19 protein-coding genes and 4 pseudogenes are annotated in these 20,595 nt (G+C 69.7%); 16 read left to right on the top strand and 7 right to left on the bottom strand.

The genetic code is table 11. The annotated features are described in order from the left end of the window. Positions 1-51: 51 nt before the first annotated feature. Positions 52-1,362: pseudogene (locus tag IF67_RS44650) on the top strand (GNAT family N-acetyltransferase); the annotation flags it as partial. A 129-nt stretch (positions 1,363-1,491) separates the two neighbouring features. Beyond that, entirely contained in the window at positions 1,492-2,082 is a 591-nt protein-coding gene (locus IF67_RS44655; protein ID WP_234341003.1) for a CBS domain-containing protein, read from the top strand. A 108-nt stretch (positions 2,083-2,190) separates the two neighbouring features. Here IF67_RS44655 and IF67_RS0105945 read toward each other — a convergent pair whose 3' ends face one another. Further along, a complete protein-coding gene (locus IF67_RS0105945) occupies positions 2,191-2,766 on the bottom strand; it encodes a hypothetical protein (protein ID WP_063754303.1) in 576 nt (191 codons plus the stop codon). 198 nt (positions 2,767-2,964) lie between these two features. Here IF67_RS0105945 and IF67_RS0105950 point away from each other — a divergent pair, with 198 nt between their 5' ends. Next, complete coding sequence (locus tag IF67_RS0105950; RefSeq protein ID WP_030982848.1) at positions 2,965-3,666, top strand: response regulator; 702 nt, start codon at positions 2,965-2,967, stop codon at positions 3,664-3,666. 21 nt (positions 3,667-3,687) lie between these two features. Here the strand turns inward: IF67_RS0105950 and IF67_RS0105955 are convergent, their stop codons facing one another. Then, complete coding sequence (locus tag IF67_RS0105955) at positions 3,688-5,313, bottom strand: GAF domain-containing sensor histidine kinase (protein WP_324608868.1); 1,626 nt, start codon at positions 5,311-5,313, stop codon at positions 3,688-3,690. Between the two features lie 446 nt (positions 5,314-5,759). Here IF67_RS0105955 and IF67_RS0105960 point away from each other — a divergent pair, with 446 nt between their 5' ends. Then, positions 5,760-6,656, top strand: coding sequence for a universal stress protein (locus tag IF67_RS0105960; protein ID WP_030982851.1), 897 nt, complete (start codon positions 5,760-5,762; stop codon positions 6,654-6,656). Between the two features lie 160 nt (positions 6,657-6,816). Here the strand turns inward: IF67_RS0105960 and IF67_RS0105965 are convergent, their stop codons facing one another. Continuing rightward, on the bottom strand, positions 6,817-7,326 hold the full coding sequence (locus IF67_RS0105965; RefSeq protein WP_030982853.1) for a hydrogenase maturation protease: 510 nt from the start codon (positions 7,324-7,326) through the stop codon (positions 6,817-6,819). 180 nt (positions 7,327-7,506) lie between these two features. On the opposite strand from IF67_RS0105965, the gene IF67_RS0105970 reads away from it, so the two are divergent. From IF67_RS0105970 to IF67_RS0106000, 7 genes and pseudogenes are all read left to right on the top strand, one after another. Beyond that, complete coding sequence (locus IF67_RS0105970) at positions 7,507-8,661, top strand: 4Fe-4S dicluster domain-containing protein (RefSeq protein ID WP_030982855.1); 1,155 nt, start codon at positions 7,507-7,509, stop codon at positions 8,659-8,661. Further along, entirely contained in the window at positions 8,658-9,140 is a 483-nt protein-coding gene (locus tag IF67_RS0105975; RefSeq protein WP_030982857.1) for a cyclic nucleotide-binding domain-containing protein, read from the top strand. Before IF67_RS0105970 ends, IF67_RS0105975 begins: the two co-directional genes overlap by 4 nt. A gap of 92 nt (positions 9,141-9,232) precedes the next feature. Further along, the gene (locus IF67_RS0105980; RefSeq protein ID WP_234340988.1) at positions 9,233-9,961 is read left to right on the top strand and encodes an FAD/NAD(P)-binding protein; all 729 of its coding nucleotides are present in this window, start codon (positions 9,233-9,235) and stop codon (positions 9,959-9,961) included. A 1-nt stretch (position 9,962) separates the two neighbouring features. Beyond that, positions 9,963-10,751, top strand: coding sequence for an oxidoreductase (locus tag IF67_RS0105985; protein WP_037838853.1), 789 nt, complete (start codon positions 9,963-9,965; stop codon positions 10,749-10,751). Continuing rightward, positions 10,748-12,117 (top strand): annotated as a pseudogene (locus tag IF67_RS38805) (Ni/Fe hydrogenase subunit alpha). Before IF67_RS0105985 ends, IF67_RS38805 begins: the two are co-directional and overlap by 4 nt. A 144-nt stretch (positions 12,118-12,261) precedes the next feature. Continuing rightward, positions 12,262-12,657, top strand: a pseudogene (locus IF67_RS0105995) (CBS domain-containing protein); the annotation flags it as partial. Positions 12,658-12,719: 62 nt separating this feature from the next. Next, positions 12,720-13,271 carry a universal stress protein gene (locus IF67_RS0106000; RefSeq protein WP_051817635.1) on the top strand — a complete coding sequence of 184 codons (552 nt, stop codon included), beginning with the start codon at positions 12,720-12,722 and terminating at the stop codon, positions 13,269-13,271. Positions 13,272-13,289: 18 nt separating this feature from the next. On the opposite strand, the gene IF67_RS0106005 is transcribed toward IF67_RS0106000, so the two are convergent. After that, positions 13,290-14,198 carry a universal stress protein gene (locus tag IF67_RS0106005; RefSeq protein ID WP_324608869.1) on the bottom strand — a complete coding sequence of 303 codons (909 nt, stop codon included), beginning with the start codon at positions 14,196-14,198 and terminating at the stop codon, positions 13,290-13,292. Positions 14,199-14,419: 221 nt separating this feature from the next. Here IF67_RS0106005 and IF67_RS41155 point away from each other — a divergent pair, with 221 nt between their 5' ends. Then, positions 14,420-14,569 (top strand): TrkA C-terminal domain-containing protein, encoded by a 150-nt coding sequence (locus tag IF67_RS41155; RefSeq protein WP_078889286.1) that lies wholly within the window; start codon positions 14,420-14,422, stop codon positions 14,567-14,569. 40 nt (positions 14,570-14,609) lie between these two features. Here the strand turns inward: IF67_RS41155 and IF67_RS0106015 are convergent. Both IF67_RS0106015 and IF67_RS0106020 read right to left on the bottom strand, forming a co-directional pair. Continuing rightward, positions 14,610-14,840, bottom strand: a pseudogene (locus IF67_RS0106015) (DUF1918 domain-containing protein); the annotation flags it as partial. A gap of 318 nt (positions 14,841-15,158) precedes the next feature. Continuing rightward, the gene (locus tag IF67_RS0106020) at positions 15,159-16,043 is read right to left on the bottom strand and encodes a universal stress protein (RefSeq protein WP_030982871.1); all 885 of its coding nucleotides are present in this window, start codon (positions 16,041-16,043) and stop codon (positions 15,159-15,161) included. A gap of 237 nt (positions 16,044-16,280) precedes the next feature. Between IF67_RS0106020 and IF67_RS0106025 the strand changes: the two genes are divergently transcribed. The 4 genes from IF67_RS0106025 to IF67_RS0106040 all read left to right on the top strand — a co-directional run bounded on the left by IF67_RS0106025 (position 16,281) and on the right by IF67_RS0106040 (position 19,780). Then, positions 16,281-16,739 (top strand): universal stress protein, encoded by a 459-nt coding sequence (locus tag IF67_RS0106025; protein WP_030982874.1) that lies wholly within the window; start codon positions 16,281-16,283, stop codon positions 16,737-16,739. A 20-nt stretch (positions 16,740-16,759) separates the two neighbouring features. Beyond that, positions 16,760-18,118 carry an HAD-IC family P-type ATPase gene (locus IF67_RS0106030; protein WP_267959179.1) on the top strand — a complete coding sequence of 453 codons (1,359 nt, stop codon included), beginning with the start codon at positions 16,760-16,762 and terminating at the stop codon, positions 18,116-18,118. Positions 18,119-18,265: 147 nt separating this feature from the next. Then, positions 18,266-18,727, top strand: coding sequence for a Crp/Fnr family transcriptional regulator (locus IF67_RS0106035; protein WP_030982877.1), 462 nt, complete (start codon positions 18,266-18,268; stop codon positions 18,725-18,727). Between the two features lie 177 nt (positions 18,728-18,904). Further along, complete coding sequence (locus tag IF67_RS0106040) at positions 18,905-19,780, top strand: universal stress protein (RefSeq protein ID WP_030982878.1); 876 nt, start codon at positions 18,905-18,907, stop codon at positions 19,778-19,780. A gap of 104 nt (positions 19,781-19,884) precedes the next feature. Here IF67_RS0106040 and IF67_RS0106045 read toward each other — a convergent pair whose 3' ends face one another. Next, on the bottom strand, positions 19,885-20,592 hold the full coding sequence (locus IF67_RS0106045) for a helix-turn-helix domain-containing protein (protein ID WP_030982881.1): 708 nt from the start codon (positions 20,590-20,592) through the stop codon (positions 19,885-19,887). Between the last annotated feature and the right edge of the window lie 3 nt (positions 20,593-20,595).

A 20,595-nucleotide genomic window follows, 5' to 3' on the forward strand; every position in this document is an offset into this window, starting at 1 on the left:
GGGCGCCACAGCCCATGGTGAGAGTCAGGACCCTGGAGTAAGGCCAGCGCGATGACACACACTGCATCTCGTACACAAGAGGTCTGCGCACTGCTGGCCGACGGAAGCACGGTCCGGCTGCGCCCGGCGTGCCCGCAGGACCGCGGACAGGTGCTCCGGCTCTACGAGGAGATGTCGGCCGACAATCTGCGCAGCAGGTTCTTCGTGGTGAGCCGCCGCTCCGGAGAGCAGGCCGCGGACAGGCTCTGCGCGCCCCCTGGCCCCGGACACCGCACGCTGGTCGCCGTGCATGGCGACCGGCTGATCGGCACCGCCGAGTACGAGACCATCGAGGACCCCGCCTCCGCCGAGATCGCCCTGGCGGTCGCCGACGACTTCCACCAACGAGGCGTGGGCACGCTGCTGCTGGAACACCTCGTCCACATCGCCCGCGAGAACGGAATCGCAGCCTTCACCGCCGACGTACTCGCCGACAACCACCTCATCCACAAGGTCTTCGCAGACCTCGGCCTGCGGGTCACGCGGCAGTACGACGGCGCCACGGTGCGCGGCATCATCCGGCTTGCACCGGACGAACGTTACCTCTCGGCACTGGACATCCGGGGCCGTACCGCCGACACCGCGAGCCTGCAGCCGCTGCTGCGCCCCCGCTCCATCGCGGTGATAGGAGCGGGCACCCGGCCCGGTTCGGTCGGGCGGGCCATCCTGCACAACCTGCGCGAGGCACACTTCGCCGGGCTGCTCTACGCCGTCAATCCGCATGCGTACGCCGTGTTGCGCGTCCCGGCGTACCCGTCCATCGCCGATCTTCCCCGCCTGCCGGACCTCGCCGTCATCGCCATACCGGCTGCTGGTGTTCCCGAGGCCGCGGTCCAGTGCGGCAGGGCCGGCGTCAGAGCGCTGGTGGTCGTGACATCGGGTCTCGACGAGGGGCAGAGCACGGAGCTGACCGCGGCCTGCCGCCGCTGGGACATACGGTTGGTCGGCCCCAACTGCCTGGGCATCGCCAATACGGAAGAGCCGGTCCGCATGGACGCGACCTTCGCCGTCACCAACCCGCTGCCGGGCACCGCCGGGGTCGCCGTGCAGTCCGGAGGCGTCGGCATCGCGCTCCTCGACGGACTCTCCCGCCTGGGTATCGGCATTTCCAGCTTCGTCTCGCTCGGCGACAAACGCGATGTCAGCAGCAACGACCTCCTACAGTGGTGGGAGTGTGACGGCCGAACCGATCTGGCGCTGCTGCACCTGGAGTCGTTCGGCAATCCCCGTGCCTTCTCCCGTACGGCCCGGCGCGTCGCGCGCGCTGTGCCGCTTCTGACGGTCGATGCCGGGCGCTCCGAAGCAGGCCGCCGGACGGCATCACCGTCGTTGACGCCCGGGTTCGCCTGCTGCCGCGCCGCGCCCCTGATCCCTATCTGCGCAGGCTTCCGTGAGGCACGGACACGAGCTGAGAGCGAGGCCGAGATGAAGCGTCGATGGGTCGGAAGCGTAATGACCGACGAGGTCATCAGTGCACTCAGCGGGACGCCGGTTGCTGACATAGCGCGGTGGCTGGCCGAGTACGACATCAACGGTCTGCCTGTGGTGGATTCCGATGACAGGGTGCTTGGAGTCGTCTCCGCGACGGACCTGAAGCGCACTCGGCGAGCGGCAGCCGCAGGCGGCGTGCTCACCGCCGGCGCTGTGATGTCCACGCCGGCTCGTACGGTCCGTGCCGACGACTCCGTGGTCCGTGCGGCCCGCCTCATGAGTACAAGCGGCATGGAACGGCTGCCTGTGGTGGATGAGGAGGCCCGGCTGGTCGGCATGGTCACCCGGCGCGATGTGCTGCAGATCTTCGCCCGTCCGGACGCGGACATCGGCGACGAGGTGACCGACGAGATCGTGGTGCGGGCGCTATGGCTGGGCCCGAAGAGCGTGGCCGTCTCCGTGACCGACGGTGTGGTGACCCTCAGCGGACGTCTGGAGACAAGTGGCGCGGTAGCCATAGCGGTGTGGATGACGCAGCAGGTCGACGGCGTCACAGGAGTGGTCAATCGACTCACCTCTCAGCACGAGGCCCCGTACCGACAGCCTGCGTAGCCGCGGCCACGCCGTTCTGATCCGGACGACCTCCGTGCCTCGCCGTGGCTGTGCTCGGTGCGGAAGAGGCGGCACAGCCCTCCGGCGACGATGCGCATGCGCCGCGATTCAGGGCTGCTGGTGCCGCCCCTGGGCGTCCGTGTCTCCCCACTCCTTCTCCCACTGGGCATAGCGTCGGCGGTTCAGCAGGACGACACCGACCTTGTCCGCGCCGAGGAGCAGCAGACCGGTGGTGGACGCGGTGACCGCGCCGACCGCGACGCTCTGGGCGAGGGAGTCCACGGGGGTGGTGGGATCCCGCAGCAGAGATCCTCGCCGGTCGAGCCAGGCCGTGGTGTGATCGCCGGCCCGCCGACCCGGCGCCACAGCCGTTTCTCCGGTGCGGAGCGTGCCGTCCGTGGCCTTCCACCGCACCGTCGCGTGGACCCGGCCGCTGCCGCCGCCCGTGGAATCAATACCGATGCGAGCGGGGGAATCTTCCGTGAGCACGGCGGACACGCTCGTCCACTCGCGGCTCTGCCGCTGGGACGCGGCGTCCACCGCGCTCGCGGCCGCTATACCGGCGGCAGGGGCCAGCCCTGCGATCAGGACCACAGTGGCCAGGAGCATCCAGGACTCCGCCATGTCCGTGCCACGCTTCAGCGGGTTCCGCAGCCACCGCCAGCGGATCTTCGTCAGAGGCATGACGCACCCCTTTCGCCGGTTCTTCGACCTTGGCACGCCTGACGAGCGGGGGTGAGGGGCCGAACGGCCCCACCAGGAGGCGGCTGGGGACTGCCGGCGCGGCGGGCGCGGGACCGTTCGGCCCTGGCGAGCACGTCAGGGACGGCTCACGATGGGGGGTAGGCGGGGGCCGACGTGTACCCCGGGCCGGAGGGCACCATGACCGACGCAGACGCATTCTCACCGCAGCGCCCGATCCGCGTGTTCCTGCTCGACGATCACGAGGTCGTCCGTCGGGGTGTGCAGGATCTCCTCGATGCGGAGCCGGACATCGAGGTGGTGGGCGACGCCGGTACGGCGAGCCATGCGCTCGTCCGCGGACCGGCGCTCCGGCCGGATGTCGCGGTGCTCGACGTACGGCTGCCGGACGGCGACGGGGTCTCCGTGTGCCGGGAGCTGCGCTCGCGCATGCCGCATCTGGGCTGCCTGATGCTCACCTCGTTCGACGACGACGATGCGCTGCTCGACGCCATCATGGCCGGTGCGGCGGGCTATGTGCTGAAGGAGATCAAGGGGGCAGATCTTGTCGCGGCGGTGCGCACGATTGCCTCCGGACGTTCGATGCTCGACCCGGCGACGACGTCGCGGCTGATGAGTGCGCTGCGCGGCGAGGACTCCGACGAGGAGCCCGAAGCCGATGCGCTGTCGAGCCTCTCGCCACGGGAGAGGGAGATCCTCGGCCTGATCGGCGAAGGGCTGACGAACCGGCAAATCGGCAAGCGACTCTATCTTTCCGAGAAGACCGTCAAGAACCACATCTCCCGCCTGCTGGCCAAACTCGGTGTGGAACGGCGTATTCAGGCGGCAGTCCTCGCCAGCCAGGCAGCCCCGGGCGCGGCGACCGGCCGGCATCACGACTGAGGCGTGGGGCGCGGGTGCGCTCTATGCCCAGGGCAGCGGTACGCGCCACACCACGCGCGCGCCTTCCACCGGCGCCTCGATCGCCAACTCGCCGCCCAGGCTTTCCGCCCGCTTGGCGAGGTTGTTCAGGCCGCTGCGTCGACCGTCCTCCGGGATGCCGACGCCGTTGTCCTCGACCGTGAGCGTCAGCCGCCGGTCGCGGACAACCAGGGACACGTCCGCGGCACTGGCGTGAGCGTGCCGCGCCGTATTGCACAGGGCTTCGTCGAGCACGGCCAGCACATGCTCGGCGATCTCCCGCGGTACATCGGTGTCGATGAGTCCCTCCATGAGGAGTGACGGCGTGAAGCCCAGAGTGCGGGCTGCCCGTTCCATCGCGGTGACCGTGCGGACCCGCAGGCCGTGCGAGGCCCGGACGGAGTCGTGGGCGCGGAGTCCGAAGATGGTGGACCTGATGATCTTGATGGTCTCGTCCAGATCGTCCACCGCCCGCAACAGCCGCTCGCTTGCCTCCGGGTGATCGACGAAACGCAGCGCGCTCTGCAGCGTCATGCCGGTGGCGAAGAGCCGTTGGATGGCCAGATCATGCAGGTCGCGCGCGATTCGCTCATGGTCCTTGAGCAGAGCCAACTGCTCGGCGTCCTGGCGCCGGTCGGCCATCTCCATGGCGAGCGCTCCCTGACCTGCGAACGTCAACAGCGGCGCGGTCTGCGGCTCGGTGAACGGATCGCGGCCGCGGAGCCGGGCCAGCAACAGGACACCGCGCACGCGATCGTCGGTGATCATCGGAACGGCGACCGCGGGACCCAGCCCCCTCCAACGGGGCGGACCGGTGGTGATCCTGGGATCGTGCTCGACGTCGAGACTGATCAGAGGGCTTCGGGTAGCGAGGGCTGCGCCGACGAAGGATCCGTGGTGGGGAAGGACCAGGCCGCGGTGGGAATCGGCATCCACACCGACAGCGAATGCGACACTCACGTTGTCGCCGTCGACGGGCAGCGCCAGCACACCGAGATCGGCGGAGAGAATGCGCACGGCGTGGTCGACGATCATTTCCAGGACATCGGTCTCGCCCGCCCCGGGCAGCAGTCCGGCGACGATCTCGCCGTTGGCCTCCAGCCACCTCTGTCGGTAGCGGGCTTCCTCGTACAGACGGGCGTTCTCGATGGCCACACCGGCCGCCACTGCCAGGGTCGACAGCACGGTCTCGTCCTCGACGTCGAATTCCCTGCCACCGCGCTTCTCGGTGAGGTAGAGATTGCCGAAGACCTCGTCGCCGACCCGGATCGGCACCCCGAGAAACGAGTGCATCGGCGGGTGGTGCGGCGGCAATCCGTACGTCGAGGGGTGCGCGCTCAGTTCGGTCAGGCGCAGAGGCGCCGGGTGGCGGATCAGTTCACCCAGAATTCCGTGGCCGGCCGGAAGGTGACCGATGGCCTTGGCCTCCTCCTCGGAGATCCCGACAGTCAGGAACTGGGAGAGCCAGGTGTCATCACCGATCACGCCGAGCGCCCCGTATTCGGCGTCCACGAGCACGACCGCTGCTTCGACGATGCGGCGCAGCACCTGCGGCAGCTCCAGCCCCCTGCCCACGGACATCACTGCTTCGAGCAGCAGATGGGGCGACCCGCTGGTGCCCCGTTCCACCGCCCGGAGGCGCTCTTGCAGCTCGTCAGGCAGTGCGTTCAGGGGCAGGCGCGCTGCTCCGGTTCTGCCAGCTCGCTCGTCAGCCACAACACATCCTCCGTGGTGGCCGCCCGGGGCGCGGTCACACCTTCCACAGTAGTGACCGCGGACGGACGAGCACGTCGAAGAGCTCAGCTTCGCCGAGGCCTGCGCGGATGGAGCAGAGATTGAAGAGTAGAGATTGCGGAGACAGAAAAGATCAACGAACTCGGCGCCGAGGAGACCGGAACGGGCCCCGATCGTGCGTTCGGCGAGAGATTCGAGGGGCAGGCGAACAGTGGGCCATCCGGCCCTCTGACAGCGCCCATCGGCTCATTGAACGAAGGAGGGGGCGTCCAGCAGGCTCGACGCGTGGGAGGGGTGACTGAGACCTGTTTCCCGCTCTCCACCCCGGAAGAAGGACAGCCATGGAGCCGGAATTGATCACTGTCGGGCTCGACGGCTCACTGGAGAGCCTGGCAGCCGCACAGTGGGCAGCTGACGAGGCGGACCGACGGAACTCAGTGCTGCGACTCCTCCACGCCTGGATCCTGCTGGCTGCCGAGGCGCCGGACACACCCCCCGACCGCGACCAGAACGCCGGTGCCCGGCAGATCGTGCGTCAGGCCGTGGAAGAGGTCCGTGCACGCCATCCCCGCCTAAAGGTCATCGAGGACCTGGTGGGGTCCGAGGCCTTGCCGGCGCTGCTGCGCGCGGCGGACGAGTCGCGGATGCTCGTGCTCGGGTCCCGGGCTCTCACGGCGTGGGAGAGCTATGTGCTCGGCGATGTCAGCGTGGACGTCGTCGGCCAGGCGGAACGGCCGGTCGTTCTGGTCCGCGGGGGCTGGTCGATGAAGCCACCATCGCCTGAATCCGCGGACAGTGCCCCACAGGCTCCCGAGCCGCGGATCGTCGTCGGCGTGAGCCTCAACGGCCCCTGCGATCCCCTGCTCGCCTTCGCCTTCGAGGCCGCGGCGAGCCGCGGGCTTCCGTTGCAGGCCGTGCACGGACGCTCGCTCCCTGTGCAGGCCTATGTGCCCTGGGGGATCGACCCCGAAGTCGCCGGGGAAATCACCAAGGAGGCGGAGGATGAGCTGCGGGAAGTCGTACATCCTTGGCGGGAGCGCTTCCCCGGCGTGCCGCTACAGCTGACCGTGCTGCCGGAGAGCCCGACCCGGGCCATGGTGCAGACAGTCCCAGGGGCGGAGCTTCTGGTAGTCGGCCGGAGGCGGCATCACCCGTTCCTCGCACCCCGCGTCGGTCCCGTCGCGCATGCCGCGATCCACCACGTGACGTGCCCTGTGGCCGTGGTCCCGCACGACTGAGACCGCCGAGGGGTTCGGTGTCGCCGTCAATGCCACTGTGGGGCGGCATGACTGCCGACGGGGAGGGACTGAACTTCCGTGGGGAGGAGTCGACCGGCCCCCTGCGGGGAAGCTGCCGCCGGCCGGTATGCCGGGGCGCCCGATGCCAGGAAATCCGGTGTCACCGATCAGCGGGAACATGGCGCACGATGTCCTCCTCGATCTGCTGGACGAGCGGTCCGACCGCAGCTGCGACCTGCGGCGACAGCCCGGTGCCGAGGCTGGTGTCGGCCACTTCGACGGCGTAGAGCAGCAACTCTCCCGGTAGCCGGTCCAGCGTGCGGGCGAGGCAGACGGTGTTGCTCAGCGCGAAACCGTGTGAGCTGGTCTCACCGCGGGAGATACCCGGTAGGTCGCCTTCGGGCCGGAGACGGTGCACGCGCCCGGGCCGCCGGCCCTGGTGGGCGTATGCGGCGTCCACGACGACGGCCAGGTGGACGTCTTCCCACGCGCTGATCAAGCGCGCCGGATCGCCATCGGTACAGATGAGCCTGACCCCGCGGGAGAGCGGATGATGCTTCCCCCGTTGCGCCAGGCCGGTCACGACCGCCCAGCCCACACCGTCGTCGTGCCGGTAGTCGTTGCCGACGCCGATGACGGCGATTCGCCTGGCGGCGGCGGTGAAGTCCATGACCGATGTCTTCCCCGTACCCCGCGGTGCGGCTCCTCCTGCGGCCGTGTGTCGTCCGGGCAGACCCATCCGGGGCACGGGCGGCGCCGTCTGGGCCACATCAAGGACCGGCGGTCAGCCCTGGGGGACATGTCGGCACATACTGGCCGCGTCGGCATGATCCGCAACGGAAGGTGAGCGATGCCAGGGGACCGCAGCACCGCGGTGATCGGCACGGACGGGCTGGACGCGCTGATCCGCGTGCTTGCCGCGGGGGGCCGTACGGTCATCGGCCCCACCGTGCGCGATGGTGCGATCGTGCTGGCCGAGATCGCCGGCGGCGACGAACTGCCCTACGGCTGGGGCGTCGAGCTGGAGGCCGGACACTACCGGCTGCGCCCCCGCGACGACGGCGCGGCATTCGCGCACAGCGCGGGCCCGCAGTCCTGGAAGACGTACCTGCACCCGCAGCGGGAGCGGCAGTGGACCGCCGACCGCGGGGCCGACGGCGCGATGACGGTGACCGAGGACGACACCCCGCCGTCGTCGTACGCGTTCCTCGGGGTGCGCCCGTGCGATCTGCGGGCCATCGCGGTACAGGACCGGGTGCTGTCCGGCGGGCCGCACACGGACAGCCGATACCGGGCCCGTCGCGAACGGGCCTTCCTGGTTGCGGTGGAGTGCACGGAGCCGGGAGCGACCTGCTTCTGCACGTCCATGGGCGCCGGACCCGCCGCGGAACCCGGCTACGACCTGGCGCTCACCGAGGTTGTCGACGCCGGTGGCCACCGTTTCTGGGCACGGGCCGGCAGCGAGGAGGGCGCGGCCGTACTGGCCGAGCTACCGCGCAGGCCCACCGACGGTGCGACCGAGACCACTGCCCGGGAACGGGTCGCCGAGGCAGCCGACCGGATGGGCCGCACCATGCCGGAGGTGGATCTGCGGCTGCTGATGCGCGACACCCTGCAGGCGGAGCGCTGGAACGATGTCGCCTCGCGTTGCCTGACCTGCGGCAACTGCACCATGGCGTGCCCCACCTGCTTCTGCACCACCGCCGAGGACGTCACCGACCTGACCGGGGACCACGCCGAGCGGTGGCGGCGCTGGGAGTCCTGCTTCGACCTGGAGTTCTCCCATCTGCCCGGCGGGCCGGTGCGCGCCTCCGGCCACAGCCGCTACCGGCAGTGGGCCACCCACAAACTCGGTACCTGGTACGACCAGTTCGGCAGCTCGGGCTGTGTCGGCTGCGGACGGTGCATCGTGTGGTGCCCGGTCGGCATCGACATCACCGAGGAGGCCCATGCCCTGAACGAGGAGCGCGCGGCAGGAGCGGCGCAGGGCGAGGCGCCTTCATGACGGCGGAAGGACACGGATTTCTCAGCGCTCTGTCGTCCGAACACCGTGACCAGCTGCTCGGTTTCGCCAGTGAAGTCTCCCTCCTCGCCGGCGTCCGCATCTTCGAGGAGGGCGGTGCGGCCGACCGTTTCTGGATCATCCGCTCCGGGCTGGTCGCCCTCGACGTGCACGAGCCGGGCCGGGGCACCACGGTTGTCGAGACCCTGGGGGAGGGGGAACTGCTGGGCTGGTCCTGGCTGTTCGAGCCCTACCGATGGCACCTGGGAGCACAGACCAGACGCGCCGTGGAGGCGTACGAGTTCGACGCGTACCCGGTCCGTGCCGCGATCGACGAGGATCCCGCCTTCGGTCTGGCAGTGACCCGGTGCGTGGCTGCTGTGGCGATCGGGCGACGGCTGCGGGCTGCCCGTACCCGCTTGCTGGATCTGTACGGCCCGCCTGGCCGCACGGCCGCCGCGGCCGGTGGCGAAGCGCCTTGACGGCCGCCCGCCCTGCCCTGGCCCCGTTCCCCTACCGAGTGAGGGGACGCACGGACGAGACTTCTGACACCGCTGAGATCGTCCTCGAACCCGTGGCATCGGCATTGCCGCCTTTCGTCCCAGGGCAGTTCGCGATGGTGTACGCCTTCGGCGTCGGCGATATCCCGCTGTCGCTGAGCCGCATCGAAGGGAGCCGGCTCACACACACCGTCCGCGCGGTCGGGGCGGTCTCCGGCGCTCTGCACGGCCTGCGGCCCGGCGCGACCGTGGGCGTACGCGGCCCCTTCGGCACCGGCTGGGATCTGTCCGCGGCTGCCGGGCGGGACCTGCTGGTCGTGACCGGCGGCCTGGGCCTGGCGCCCCTGCGGCCGCTGGTCGACGAGGCGCTTGCTGTGCTCCAGCGCTATGGGCGGCTGAACGTTCTTATCGGCGCCCGCGCTCCCGGCGACCTGCTCTGCGCCCAGGACATCGAGGGCTGGCGGGCGGCCGGTGCCCGTGTCCGGGTCACCGTCGACCGCCCCGACGACAGATGGCACGGGGACGTGGGAGTGGTGACCGCCCTCCTCGACCGGGCCGCATTCGACCCGGATAATGCGGCGGCGTTCCTCTGCGGCCCCGAGGTGATGATCCGGGCCGCCGCCCGCGACCTCGCCCACCGCGGGCTCGCCCCGGAACGGATCCGGGTCTCCCTGGAACGCACCATGCACTGCGGCACCGGACACTGCGGCCACTGCCAGCTCGGCCCGCTGCTGCTGTGCCGCGACGGCCCGGTCGTCCCCTGGACCCGAGCCGAACCACTCCTCTCTGTAAGGGAGTTGTGACATGAAAGCCATGACCGGCCGGCGTCCGCAGCTCGCCGTGTGGAAGTTCGCCTCCTGCGACGGCTGCCAGCTCACCCTGCTCGACTGCGAGGACGAACTCCTGGGCATCGCTGAGCGGGTGGAGATCACCCACTTCCTGGAGGCGTCCAGCGCGCCCGGCCCGGGGCCGTACGAACTGTCACTGGTCGAAGGCTCGGTCACGACCGCACAGGACGCCGAGCGGATCCAGCAAATCCGCGCTGCCTCACGCCGCCTGGTCACCATCGGAGCCTGCGCCACCGCAGGCGGCGTCCAGGCACTGCGCAACTACGCCGACGTGACGGAGTTCCAGGCCGCGGTCTACGCCCGGCCGGACTACATCGACACCCTCGCCACCTCGACCCCCATCAGCGCCCACGTCCCTGTCGACTTCGAACTGCGCGGCTGCCCCATCGACCGCGGCCAGCTCATCGAGGTCATCACCGCCTACCTGGCCGGCCGTACGCCCGATGTTCCCGCGCACAGCGTGTGCTTCGAGTGCAAGAGGCGCGGCACCGTCTGTGTGACCGTCGCGCACGGCACCCCCTGCCTGGGCCCGGTCACGCACGCCGGGTGCGGCGCGCTGTGCCCCGCGTACGGGCGGGGCTGCTACGGCTGCTTCGGCCCGTCGAACTCGACCCACTTCCCTGCCTTCATTCCGCTGCTGCGCCGCGACGGCATGGACACCCTGGAAGTGGTGCGGCTGCTGCGCACGTTCAACACCGCCGCCCCGGAATTCGAGGCGGCTGCACGGAAGGAACTGCCGGGGTGACCCACCATGAAGCGAAGGTGCTGCGGGTGGCATCCCTTGCCCGGGTCGAGGGTGAGGGAGCGTTGCATCTGCGGCTCCAGGACGGTGAGGTGGCCGAGGCGCGGCTGAAGATCTATGAACCCCCGCGGTTCTTCGAGGCATTCCTGCGCGGACGCTCCTACACCGAACCGCCCGACATCACCTCCCGGGTGTGCGGCATCTGCCCGGTCGCCTACCAGATGAGCGCCTGCCGCGCGATCGAGGACGCCTGCGGCATCGTCGTGGACGGGCAACTGGCCGCGCTGCGCCGGCTGCTCTACTGCGGCGAATGGATCGAGAGCCAGACCCTGCACGTCTACATGCTGCACGCCCCGGACTTCCTCGGCGCCGACAGCGTCATCGACCTCGCCCGCACCCACCGCACGCACGTCGAGCAAGGGCTCCGGCTCAAGCAGACCGGCAACGCCATCATGGAACTGCTCGGCGGCCGCGCCATCCACCCCATCAACGTCCGCATCGGCGGCTTCCACCGCGTACCCACCAGATCGGAACTGCGGCCCCTGGCGGAACGGCTCAAGCGTGCCCGGGACGACGCCGAGGCGACCGTACGCTGGGTCGCCGGCTTCGACTTCCCCGACGCCGGGATCGACACCGAACTTCTCGCGCTCGCCGAACCGGTCACCTACGCCATCGCCTCCGGGACCCCCACCGCGATGGCCGCCCCGAGCGCCGCAGGACTGCCCGCGGACAGCGACCGTGCGCTCCCCACCCGTACCTTCCCGCTGCGTACCTTTCCCGACCACGTCATCGAGACCCAGGTGCCGCACTCCACCGCCCTGCACTCCACGCTCGACGGGCACCGTCATCTCACCGGAGCACTCGCTCGGTATGCCATCAGCGGCCGCTGGCTGCCCCCTGACGTGCTCCGGACCGCACGGGAGGCCGGACTCGGAGACCCGCGCGAGGGAACGGTGTGCCGTAACCCTTTCCGCAGCATCATCGTCCGTGCCATCGAGGTGCTGTACGCGGTCGGCGAGGCACTGCGCCTGATCGATGACTACGAGCCCCAGCGCGCCCGTACGTCGACGTACCCGCACGGGCGGGCACCGGCCACGGCGCGACAGAGGCACCTCGCGGCCTCCTCTACCACCGCTACACCCTCGACACCGACGGCACCGTCACCGAGGCCGCCCTGGTCCCGCCCACGGCCCAGAACCAGGCCGCGATCGAGCAGGACCTGCACCGCTCGGTGCAAGAACGTCTCGGCGCCGGCACCCACCCCACCGACACCGAGCTGACCGCCCTGTGCGAACGGGTGATCCGCAACCACGATCCGTGCATCTCCTGCTCCACACACTTCCTCGACCTCACCGTCGCGCGCACCTGAGGGCGTTGGGGCCCACCAGGCCCGGTGCGGCCCCACCCGGCCCTACCCAGGAGCTTCGGTGACCGGCAGGCTCGGCAGCACAGGGCTCCCTGCCCGGGAGTCCATGAACCCCGGACAGACATATCCCGGAAGGACCGGCCCGAGATGAGGCATCGCAGCGTTGCCGATCTGATGACACCCAACGCCGTCGTGGTCCAGCCGGGCACCCCGTTCAGGGAGATTGCGCACCTCCTCGAGGAGTACGACATCACCGCCGTGCCGGTCATCGACGAGGACGAGCGGCCGTTGGGAGTCGTTTCCGAAGTCGATCTGCTGCGCCGGCAGACCGACAAGCTCGGACGGACCACCGCCGAAGCGATCATGACCAGCCCCGCTGTGGTGGCGCGCTCCGAGTGGAGCGTGGTGCGGGCGGCCAGGATGATGGAAGAGAAAAAGGTCAAACGGCTGCCCGTGGTTGACGACTCGGGCCGTCTCATCGGTGTGATCAGCCGCCGGGACCTCGTGCAGCTCTTCCTGCGGCGCGACCGGGCGATCCAGGAAGCGGCCTGCTGGCCGAGGGCGAACCCTCGTGGGTGCTGCGTGAGCAAGGCAAGGACGCGTCGATGATCGTGCTCGGAACCCGCTTTCTCTCGGCCCGGCAGGAGCTCTTCACCTCCACCGCTGTGGCCCTTCCCGTGATGGCTCACGCTCGTTGTCCCGTGGTTGTCGTACGGGAATGGGAGCATGCGCTTGAGGAAGAGCCGTTTCTCATGGTCGGTGTTGACGGCAGTACGGCCGCGCAAGCCGCCGTGGACTTCGCATTCGAGGAAGCGGAGCTGAGGCGCGCCCGGCTGCGCGCGGTGTCGGTGTGGCAACGGCCGTTGCTCGGCGTTCTCGACGAGGAGGCGGCTCTGCGTGAGTGCCGCGAAATGCTCTACGAAGCGGTCGCCGGACGGAAGGAATCCCATCCGGACGTCGCCCTGCACCATGAGGTGATGACCGGTCACCCGGTGGAAGTGCTCGTCCGGGAGTCACGGCACGCCCTCGCACTGGTCACCGGAACCCGGGGGCTGGGCGGATTCCCCGGCATGCTCCTCGGCTCGGTGAGCCAGGGAGCGTTGCACCACGCACACTGTCCGATCGTCACCGTTCCCCATCCGGACGGGCGTTCTTGACCGCCAGGGCGGGGGAGCTCAGCTCCGCGGCACGACTGCGACCGGGCAGCCGGCATGGTGCAGAACGGCGAAGACGGCCGGACCGAGAAGCATCGGTGAGCGATGCATGCGACGCCCGACGACCAGCAGGCCTGCCTGCGAGCATGCTCCCAGCAGCACCGGTGCAACTCTGCCTCGCTCCACCTGTTCGATGACATCCACATCGGGGAACTTCGCCCGCCAGGGCACCAGGGCGTCAGCCAGCAGCTTCTCTTCACCGACTGCGGACTCTTGCCCGCTCGACGTGGGTGCAGTGGGCACGACTCCCAAAGTCGCAAGAGGCTCCCAGGCCCGTACGGCGCGCACACGCGCATGGTGGGCATCGGCGGCCGCGAACGCGAAGTTCAGCACCACCTCACCCTGTGTGCCCGGATCCTGCACGCCGACCACAATCTCGGGCCGCCTGTAGGCGGCGGTCTCCTCCTCGCGCACGGTGATCACTGGGCACTTCGCGTGACCCAGGACGTTCAGACTGACCGAGCCGAGCAGGAAACCGGCGATTGCGCCGTGCCCACGCGATCCGAGAACCATCAGCGCGGCCTGGCCGCTGCGGTCCACCAACGCGTCCACTGCCGGCTCCGAGACCTGCTCGGTCGTCACCGAAATTCCCGGATGCAGCTCGAGCGCCATCGCTTCGGCTTTGCCGAGCACCTCGGCCCCGTAACGCTTCTTATTGGCGGCCTCCTGAGCAATCGGGATGTTCTGTGGCTGGGACATCCAGGAATGCAGAAGGTGAAGCGGCAGCCGTCGGGCCGCTGCCTCTGCGGCGCCCCAGCGCAAGGCCGGAACGCTGTTCCCGGTTCCGTCAAGTCCTACGACAACAGAGCCGCCCATGACGTACCTCCGCGCAGACAGGGCTACGGGTGCGAACGCTCTCGTTCCCAGCATCGCGGCAGCCCAGGAGCAATCCCATGGGCCGAGCGGGCCCTGCCGAGGGACACGTGGTGCGCTGACGTGCCGCCGCTCACTCGGGCGTGCTCGAACAAGGAGTGGGGGAACGAGAGAGCGCTCATCGCCGGCGCGGGCCGCCTGGGAGCGCAGATCGCGCAGGTCCTGGCGGCCGCCCACAACGATGTCACCCTACGGCGGGCGCTGCGCTGTCGGACGTCATGCTGCCGAACGGGACCGTCATCGCCACGGTGGTGCGCGACGGGCAACCCACCGCCCCCGAACCGGACATGCGACTGCGCCCCGGCGACGAAGTTCTCCTGGTGTCCCATCGAGCGACGGAACGGGACGTCCAGTCGGCCTTCCAGTGAACGGCAGGCCTCAAGCGGTGTCGGCTTCCCTCCTGCCGGCCTTCGTCGTCCGGTCGGGACCGGACATGGCAGCCCCTGGAGGGTGCTCAAGATGCCGGATGTGCGCGTCGGGCCCAGGAAAGACGACCGATACATGGTCGGTGTCCGACCAGCGCACGTCGTAGGGCGGAGTGCCGTCCTCGTGGTGCAGTCCGATGATTTCTCCGTCCCGCCGAGTGGCCCCCGTGGTCGGACTCTCGACCACGAGCTGGTCACCGATGTGTGCCTTCACGGTCCTCACTCCTCTGCGCGCGCCGATCCCGTGTTCCGACCGTGCCACGGAGAGGGGCGGCCGAGTATGGGGCGAAGCGCCCGGGACGGGGCCGGATGGTCCTCGCCCGAAAGGAGGGCCGGTCGGCCTATGGACAAGGCCCGACCGGATCTCGTGCAGGGCGGGCGTGTGAGCTTTACTGAAAGTGACGAGGAGGACAGGGAGACGCGGAGCAGCGGAGCGAAACCGCGCACCGCGCAATCGGGGCCCGCGAGAAGTGGGCAGTCCTCCTCGCCGTTGTGTGCGCCTGCCCGGCCACGGCGTTACGTGTGAGGGTGGTCAGTCGGCACTTCCTTCGGCGGGAACGATCGCGATGCTGCACTGCGCGTAGTGCAGCATCGCGTGGTTGACGAGTCCGAGCTGCAGCGCGAGCGCGACGCTTCGCCGTCGTGCTCCCACGACCAGCAGATCTGCGTGGGCAGCGGCTTGCAAGAGCGCCGGCCGCGCACGGCTCTCGACGACAATGCGACGCACGGGCACATCAGGATGCATGGCCGTGGGCCGTGCGAGAGCCTCATCCACCCACCGCTTCGCCTGTTGCTCATGGAAAAGCCGGGTCTCGTCGAACTCTCCGACGCGCACGGTGGCGCTTTCCTGGCGCGGACGCGTCCAGGCGTGCACCACCTCGACCCCACAGCCGCGCAGCGCCGCCTCCGTGAAGGAGAAATCGACGGCCGCGGTCGTGGTGCCCGGTGCTCCGAGCCCGAGCACGACCCACCGTTCGCCCGTGGCGGCTGGTTCACCGCCACGCACCACGACGACCGGGCAGTGGGCACGCGCTGCGACCGGCAGACTCACGGATCCGAGGATGACTCCGGAGAGGCCGTGCCCCCGGCTGCCGACAATGAGCGCGGCGGCACCGTCGCTCGCATCGAGCAGTGCGTACACCGGGTCCTCGCCGCAGACCTCGGCCGTCACCGCCACCTCCGGGCGTCGTGCTCGCGCCCGCTCTTCGGCGGCGGCGGCAATGCTCCTGGCGGCGCTGGCGCGCCGGGCCCGTGGTGAGCCGCCGCCGGGGAGTGCCGGCACCTCGTAGCGTGCCCACAGTGAGGCGTACACCAGGCGCAACGGGCATCCGCGCAGGGCGGCCTCATCGGTGGCCCAGTCCACGGCGCGCAGGGCGTCAGCGGAACCGTCGGTGCCTGCGACCAGGGGAGCGGCCATTCGGCTCACCGCCTGAGGGGAGGAGGGGTGTCAGGCCGATGCCATCGTGCGGCCGGCGACGGAGGGATAACAGGGGCTCAACGGCCCAACGGCGGGCCGTTCGGCCTTGGGGCGGATGGGGGAAAGGCTGAGGACCGGCGTCCCCATGCGCGGTGGCGCACCGCGTCGGAAGCTGGAGCACGAGCGTGCACGGCGGTGCCGGGAGTGCCGGCCGGATGTCGTATCGCGGAGGTAGCCATGAGCAGCCAGCCGAAGGAAAGCGGCCGCATCGTCGTCGGAGTCGATGGATCGGAATCGTCCAAAGACGCCTTGCGCTGGGCGGTGCGCCATGCGGAGCTGACCGATGACACCGTCAACGCGGTGATCGCATGGGAGTACCCGCCGCTCTATGGCTCGATCGGCTGGCTCGATGCGCCGCAGGAACTTGCGGGGGACATGAAGGTGTGGGCGGGCCAGGCACTCGACGACGCCATCAGAGAGGTCGTGAAAACGGGCGAGGCTTCGCGGGTCGAAGCAACCGTGGCGTACGGAACGGCCGCTGCGGTGCTGCTCGAAGCGGCCCGGGACGCCTCCCTGCTGGTCGTCGGCAGCCGGGGACATGGCGGGTTCAGCGGGGCGCTCCTGGGATCGGTCAGCCAGCACTGCACCCAGCACGCGCTGTGCCCCGTTGTCGTCGTACGGGGACGTGACCACTGAGACCAGGCGGGTGATTTTTCATCCCCTTCGACCGACGCCGAAAGCGCATGGCGACCATCCACCGCCTACCGGCCGGTGGCTCGCGGGTCGTCTGCAAGGGCGCTCCCGAGGCCGTGCTGCGGCCTGAGGTACTCAGCACCGGCGCGGCACTGCGCGAGAGTGCCGTGGCGCTTGCCGACGAGTGGTCGGCCGAGGGCTACCGCGTACTCGCCATCGCCTCCGCCGACCTACCGGAGCAGGACGCACCACGGGAGCGCTGGGAGTCGCAACTGTCCCTCCTCGGCCTCATCGGCATTCTCGATCCTCCCCGTGAAGCGTCCCGAGCCACCCTCGCCACCTGCCGTGCGGCAGGCATCACGCCGCTCCTCATCACGGGAGACCACCCCTTGACCGCCACCGCCACCGCCACCGCCATCGCGCGGCGTCTGGGCATCGTGGCCGGCACCGACCAGGTCACCACCGGGGAACGTCTTCGTGAGGGGAGCAGCGGGCCGATGACCGGCTCTCGGGTATATGCACGTACCAGCCCGGAACAGAAGCTGGACATCATCCGGGCGTGGCATGCCGCCGGGCATGTGGTGGCCATGACGGGGGACGGCGTCAACGACGGACCCGCCCTGCGTCAGGCCGACATCGGCGTGGCCATGGGGCGGCGTGGAACCGAAGTGGCGCGCCAGGCAGCGGACCTCGTCCTTGCCGATGACAACCTTGCCACCGTCGTGTCGGCCGTGGAAGAAGGCCGCCGTATCTACGCCAACGTCCGTCGCTACCTGCTGTACGCCTTGGCCGGCGGGACCGCGGAAATCCTCGTCATGCTGATCGGACCGTTCATGGGCCTGGCGCTGCCCCTGCTCCCCGCACAGATCCTGTGGATCAACCTGCTCACTCATGGGCTGCCCGGAGTGGCCCTGGGGGCCGAGCCGGTCGAGTCAGGCATCATGCGGCGTCCGGCGCGCCCTCCTGAGCAGAGTGTTCTCGGGGCAGGGCTATGGCCTCGCATCCTCGCGATGGGGGTTGTGGTCACGGTGGGCACCCTGGCAGTGGGCGTCTGGGCACAGCAGACCGGACGCCCCTGGCAGTCCCTGGTCTTCCTCGTGCTCGGGGCGACGCAGCTCGGCGTGGCCCTCGGGTCGCGCAGCCGCCCGCGCAGCCTTGCCAATCCCTTCCTGCTGGCTGCGGTGGCGGCTGCCCTGGCTCTTCAGGTGGCCGGCATTCTCCTGCCATCCTTGCGGTCACTGCTCGGAACCGAGCCGTTGGCCTGGCCCGATCTGGCCCTCGGCGTTGCCTCTGTGTGCTGGGGCTATCTGGCGATGCGAGTCCAGAGCAGATTTTTCCGAGCGGCTCCCGTCGGCCGAGGTGGCGGCCTCCCGCCCCGGTGAGCTCCCCTGCCCTGGGGCTGTTCGGCCCACCACAGCGCGCCGAACAGCCCCTGCACCGAACACCGACCGCGTGCGCACTCTGGTGGTGTCCGGTTTGCGCAAAGCCGGTTGTCGCACGTCGCCGGCGGAGATCCGGGAGAAGCTGTCATGACCACCACGCCATTGCTCAATGCACTTCCAGTCGACGGGCGCGAACGCCTGATGCGGCTCGCCCATGAGGTGTCGTTTCCGGCAGGGACGCGGATCTTTGAGGAACGCGGGCTCGCCGACCGGTTCTGGATCATCCGCACCGGTTCGGTGAATCTCGACGTCCAGCTATCGAGCGGGGGACGGACGGTTGTCGACATGCTGGGCCATGGCGACCTGGTGGGCTGGTCATGGGTGGTGCCGCCGTACACCTGGCGCATGGGCGCGGAGGCATTCACCCCCGTCCGGGCGTACGAGTTCGATGCGACGGCGGTGCGTGCCCTGTGTGAGGCGGATCCGGTCCTCGGACTGGCAGTGACCCGTCGCGTCCTCGATGTGGTCGCACGCCGTCTCCAGGCCACGCGACTTCGTCTCGTCGATATGTACGGGCCCGGAGCAAGCTCCATGCCGGCCCCCTCGTGAAGGAAGCCAGGCGACGCACCCCTCACATGCCCGGGACACTGAGTGCCCCGACGGCCGCTTCAAGGAGAGCCGAGCGACCCAACCGACCGACTCCATCCGGCCCTGCTCCCCGATGACTGACGAGGCAAGGCTGACGGAAAGGGCTTCTTCGCTGATGTGGGAAAGGTGGTGGGGACGATGGTGCGCCCCCTGGTCGTCGGTGTGGACGGATCGGATGCGAGCTTCCTGGCGCTCGACTGGGCGGTGGATGAGGCTGCCCTCCATGAAGTGCCGCTGCGTCTGGTGTACGCCTCCCGATGGGAGCGTTACGAGGACGCGGCGCTCGGGCTGAGCTTGAAGCGCCCTGCCGGGGAAGTACTCGCCGACAACATCGTCGGGGCCGCGGTCGAACGTGCCAACCTGCGCAACGCGGACGTCAACGTCTCCACACAGGTCCTGGGGGACGACCCGGAATCCGTGCTGCTGCGTGAATCCGACCATGCGTACGCGGTGATCGTCGGCTCGCGCGGCCGCGGCGCCTTCACCGGCCTGTTGCTGGGATCGGTCGGACTGGCCGTCGCAGGCCGGGCCCGTTGCCCCGTGATCGTCGTACGTGGAGACAAGGCGGGGCTCGCCGGGACACATGAGCGCGTCCTGCTCGGCGTCGGCGACTCCGCCAAAGGCTCGGAAGCCGTCCGGTTCGCCTTCCGGGAAGCAGCAGCCCGTGGCTGCACCCTCGATGCCGTCCGCGCCTGGCGCTGCCCCGCGCACGAGACCACCGACCACCCGCTGCTCGCCGGAGATCCGGAGCGCTACCACGAGGGCCGGGCATCGGCCGCGGTGGACGAGGCACTGGAGGAGGCGGTCGGTGAGTATCCGACGGTGCGGGTACGCCGTGCCACGGTCGAGGGCCCGGCCCACAAGGTGCTGATGCAACGCTCCGCCGCCGCGGATCTCCTGGTGATCGGCGCACAACGCCGTGACAGCCACCTGGGGCTCCAACTGGGGCGTGTGGCACACACGGCTCTGCACCACGCGGAGTGCCCCGTGGCGGTCGTGCCGCAGTCGGTGTGAACGGCGCGAGTGCACTCGCGGACGCGTCCGCGAGTGCACCGTCGGAGGCCGAGTGCACCGTCGGACGTGTCGTGGTGGTGTCCCCAGTTCTCAACTCCTCGTCATCACGAGGTGGTTGTCGATGGCGCATGCGAGCCCATGACACGAATGCGCCGACCGGTGATCCGCCTCGGGTGGACGGCGATCCACTGGTGACGGCCGTCGCCCACCCAAGGGCCGGTGTGCGCGTGTTCCTCCAGCCGACGGGACTCGTAGGAATTGGTGACCACATGGGCGCGCCCCACGACCAGGACGCTCCAGCCCTGGCTGAAGGCGTCATCGATGTGATCGACCTCCAGCGCGACCTCCTGGCCGGCCGCCGCGGCGGGGCCGGCTTCCGGAGCGGTGCGGTAGGCGATCAACTCGTCGGCGACGGTGTAGTTCACGGGGAAGACCGCGGGTACATCGTCAATGGTCACCGCAATCCTGCCGACGCCGTGGGTGGAGAGCTGTTCCCGGCACTCGGCCGGGCTGAGCACGAGTACCTCGGGATGCGCCGCGGCCTTACCGAAGCCGGCCGGCAGCTCCATCGTCCCTCCTACTAGCTCGGCCACCGTCGTATCCAGCGCACTGGCAAGGCGCAGCATGAATCCGATGCCAGGCTCGGCAGCGCTTTCCTCCACGTACTGGAGAAAGCCGGGCGAGGCAGCGGCACGTGCCGCGACCTCCTCGCGGGTCAGCCCCAACTGCTGCCGGCGCAGCGCGGCGCGCCGCCCAAGGTCACTGCGGGTCCGGACCGGCGCCGAGCGGGGGTCGGGCTCCTTGTTCGTCATCAC

The organism is Streptomyces sp. NRRL S-1813, assembly GCF_000719605.1.
Lineage (GTDB): Bacteria > Actinomycetota > Actinomycetes > Streptomycetales > Streptomycetaceae > Streptomyces > Streptomyces decoyicus.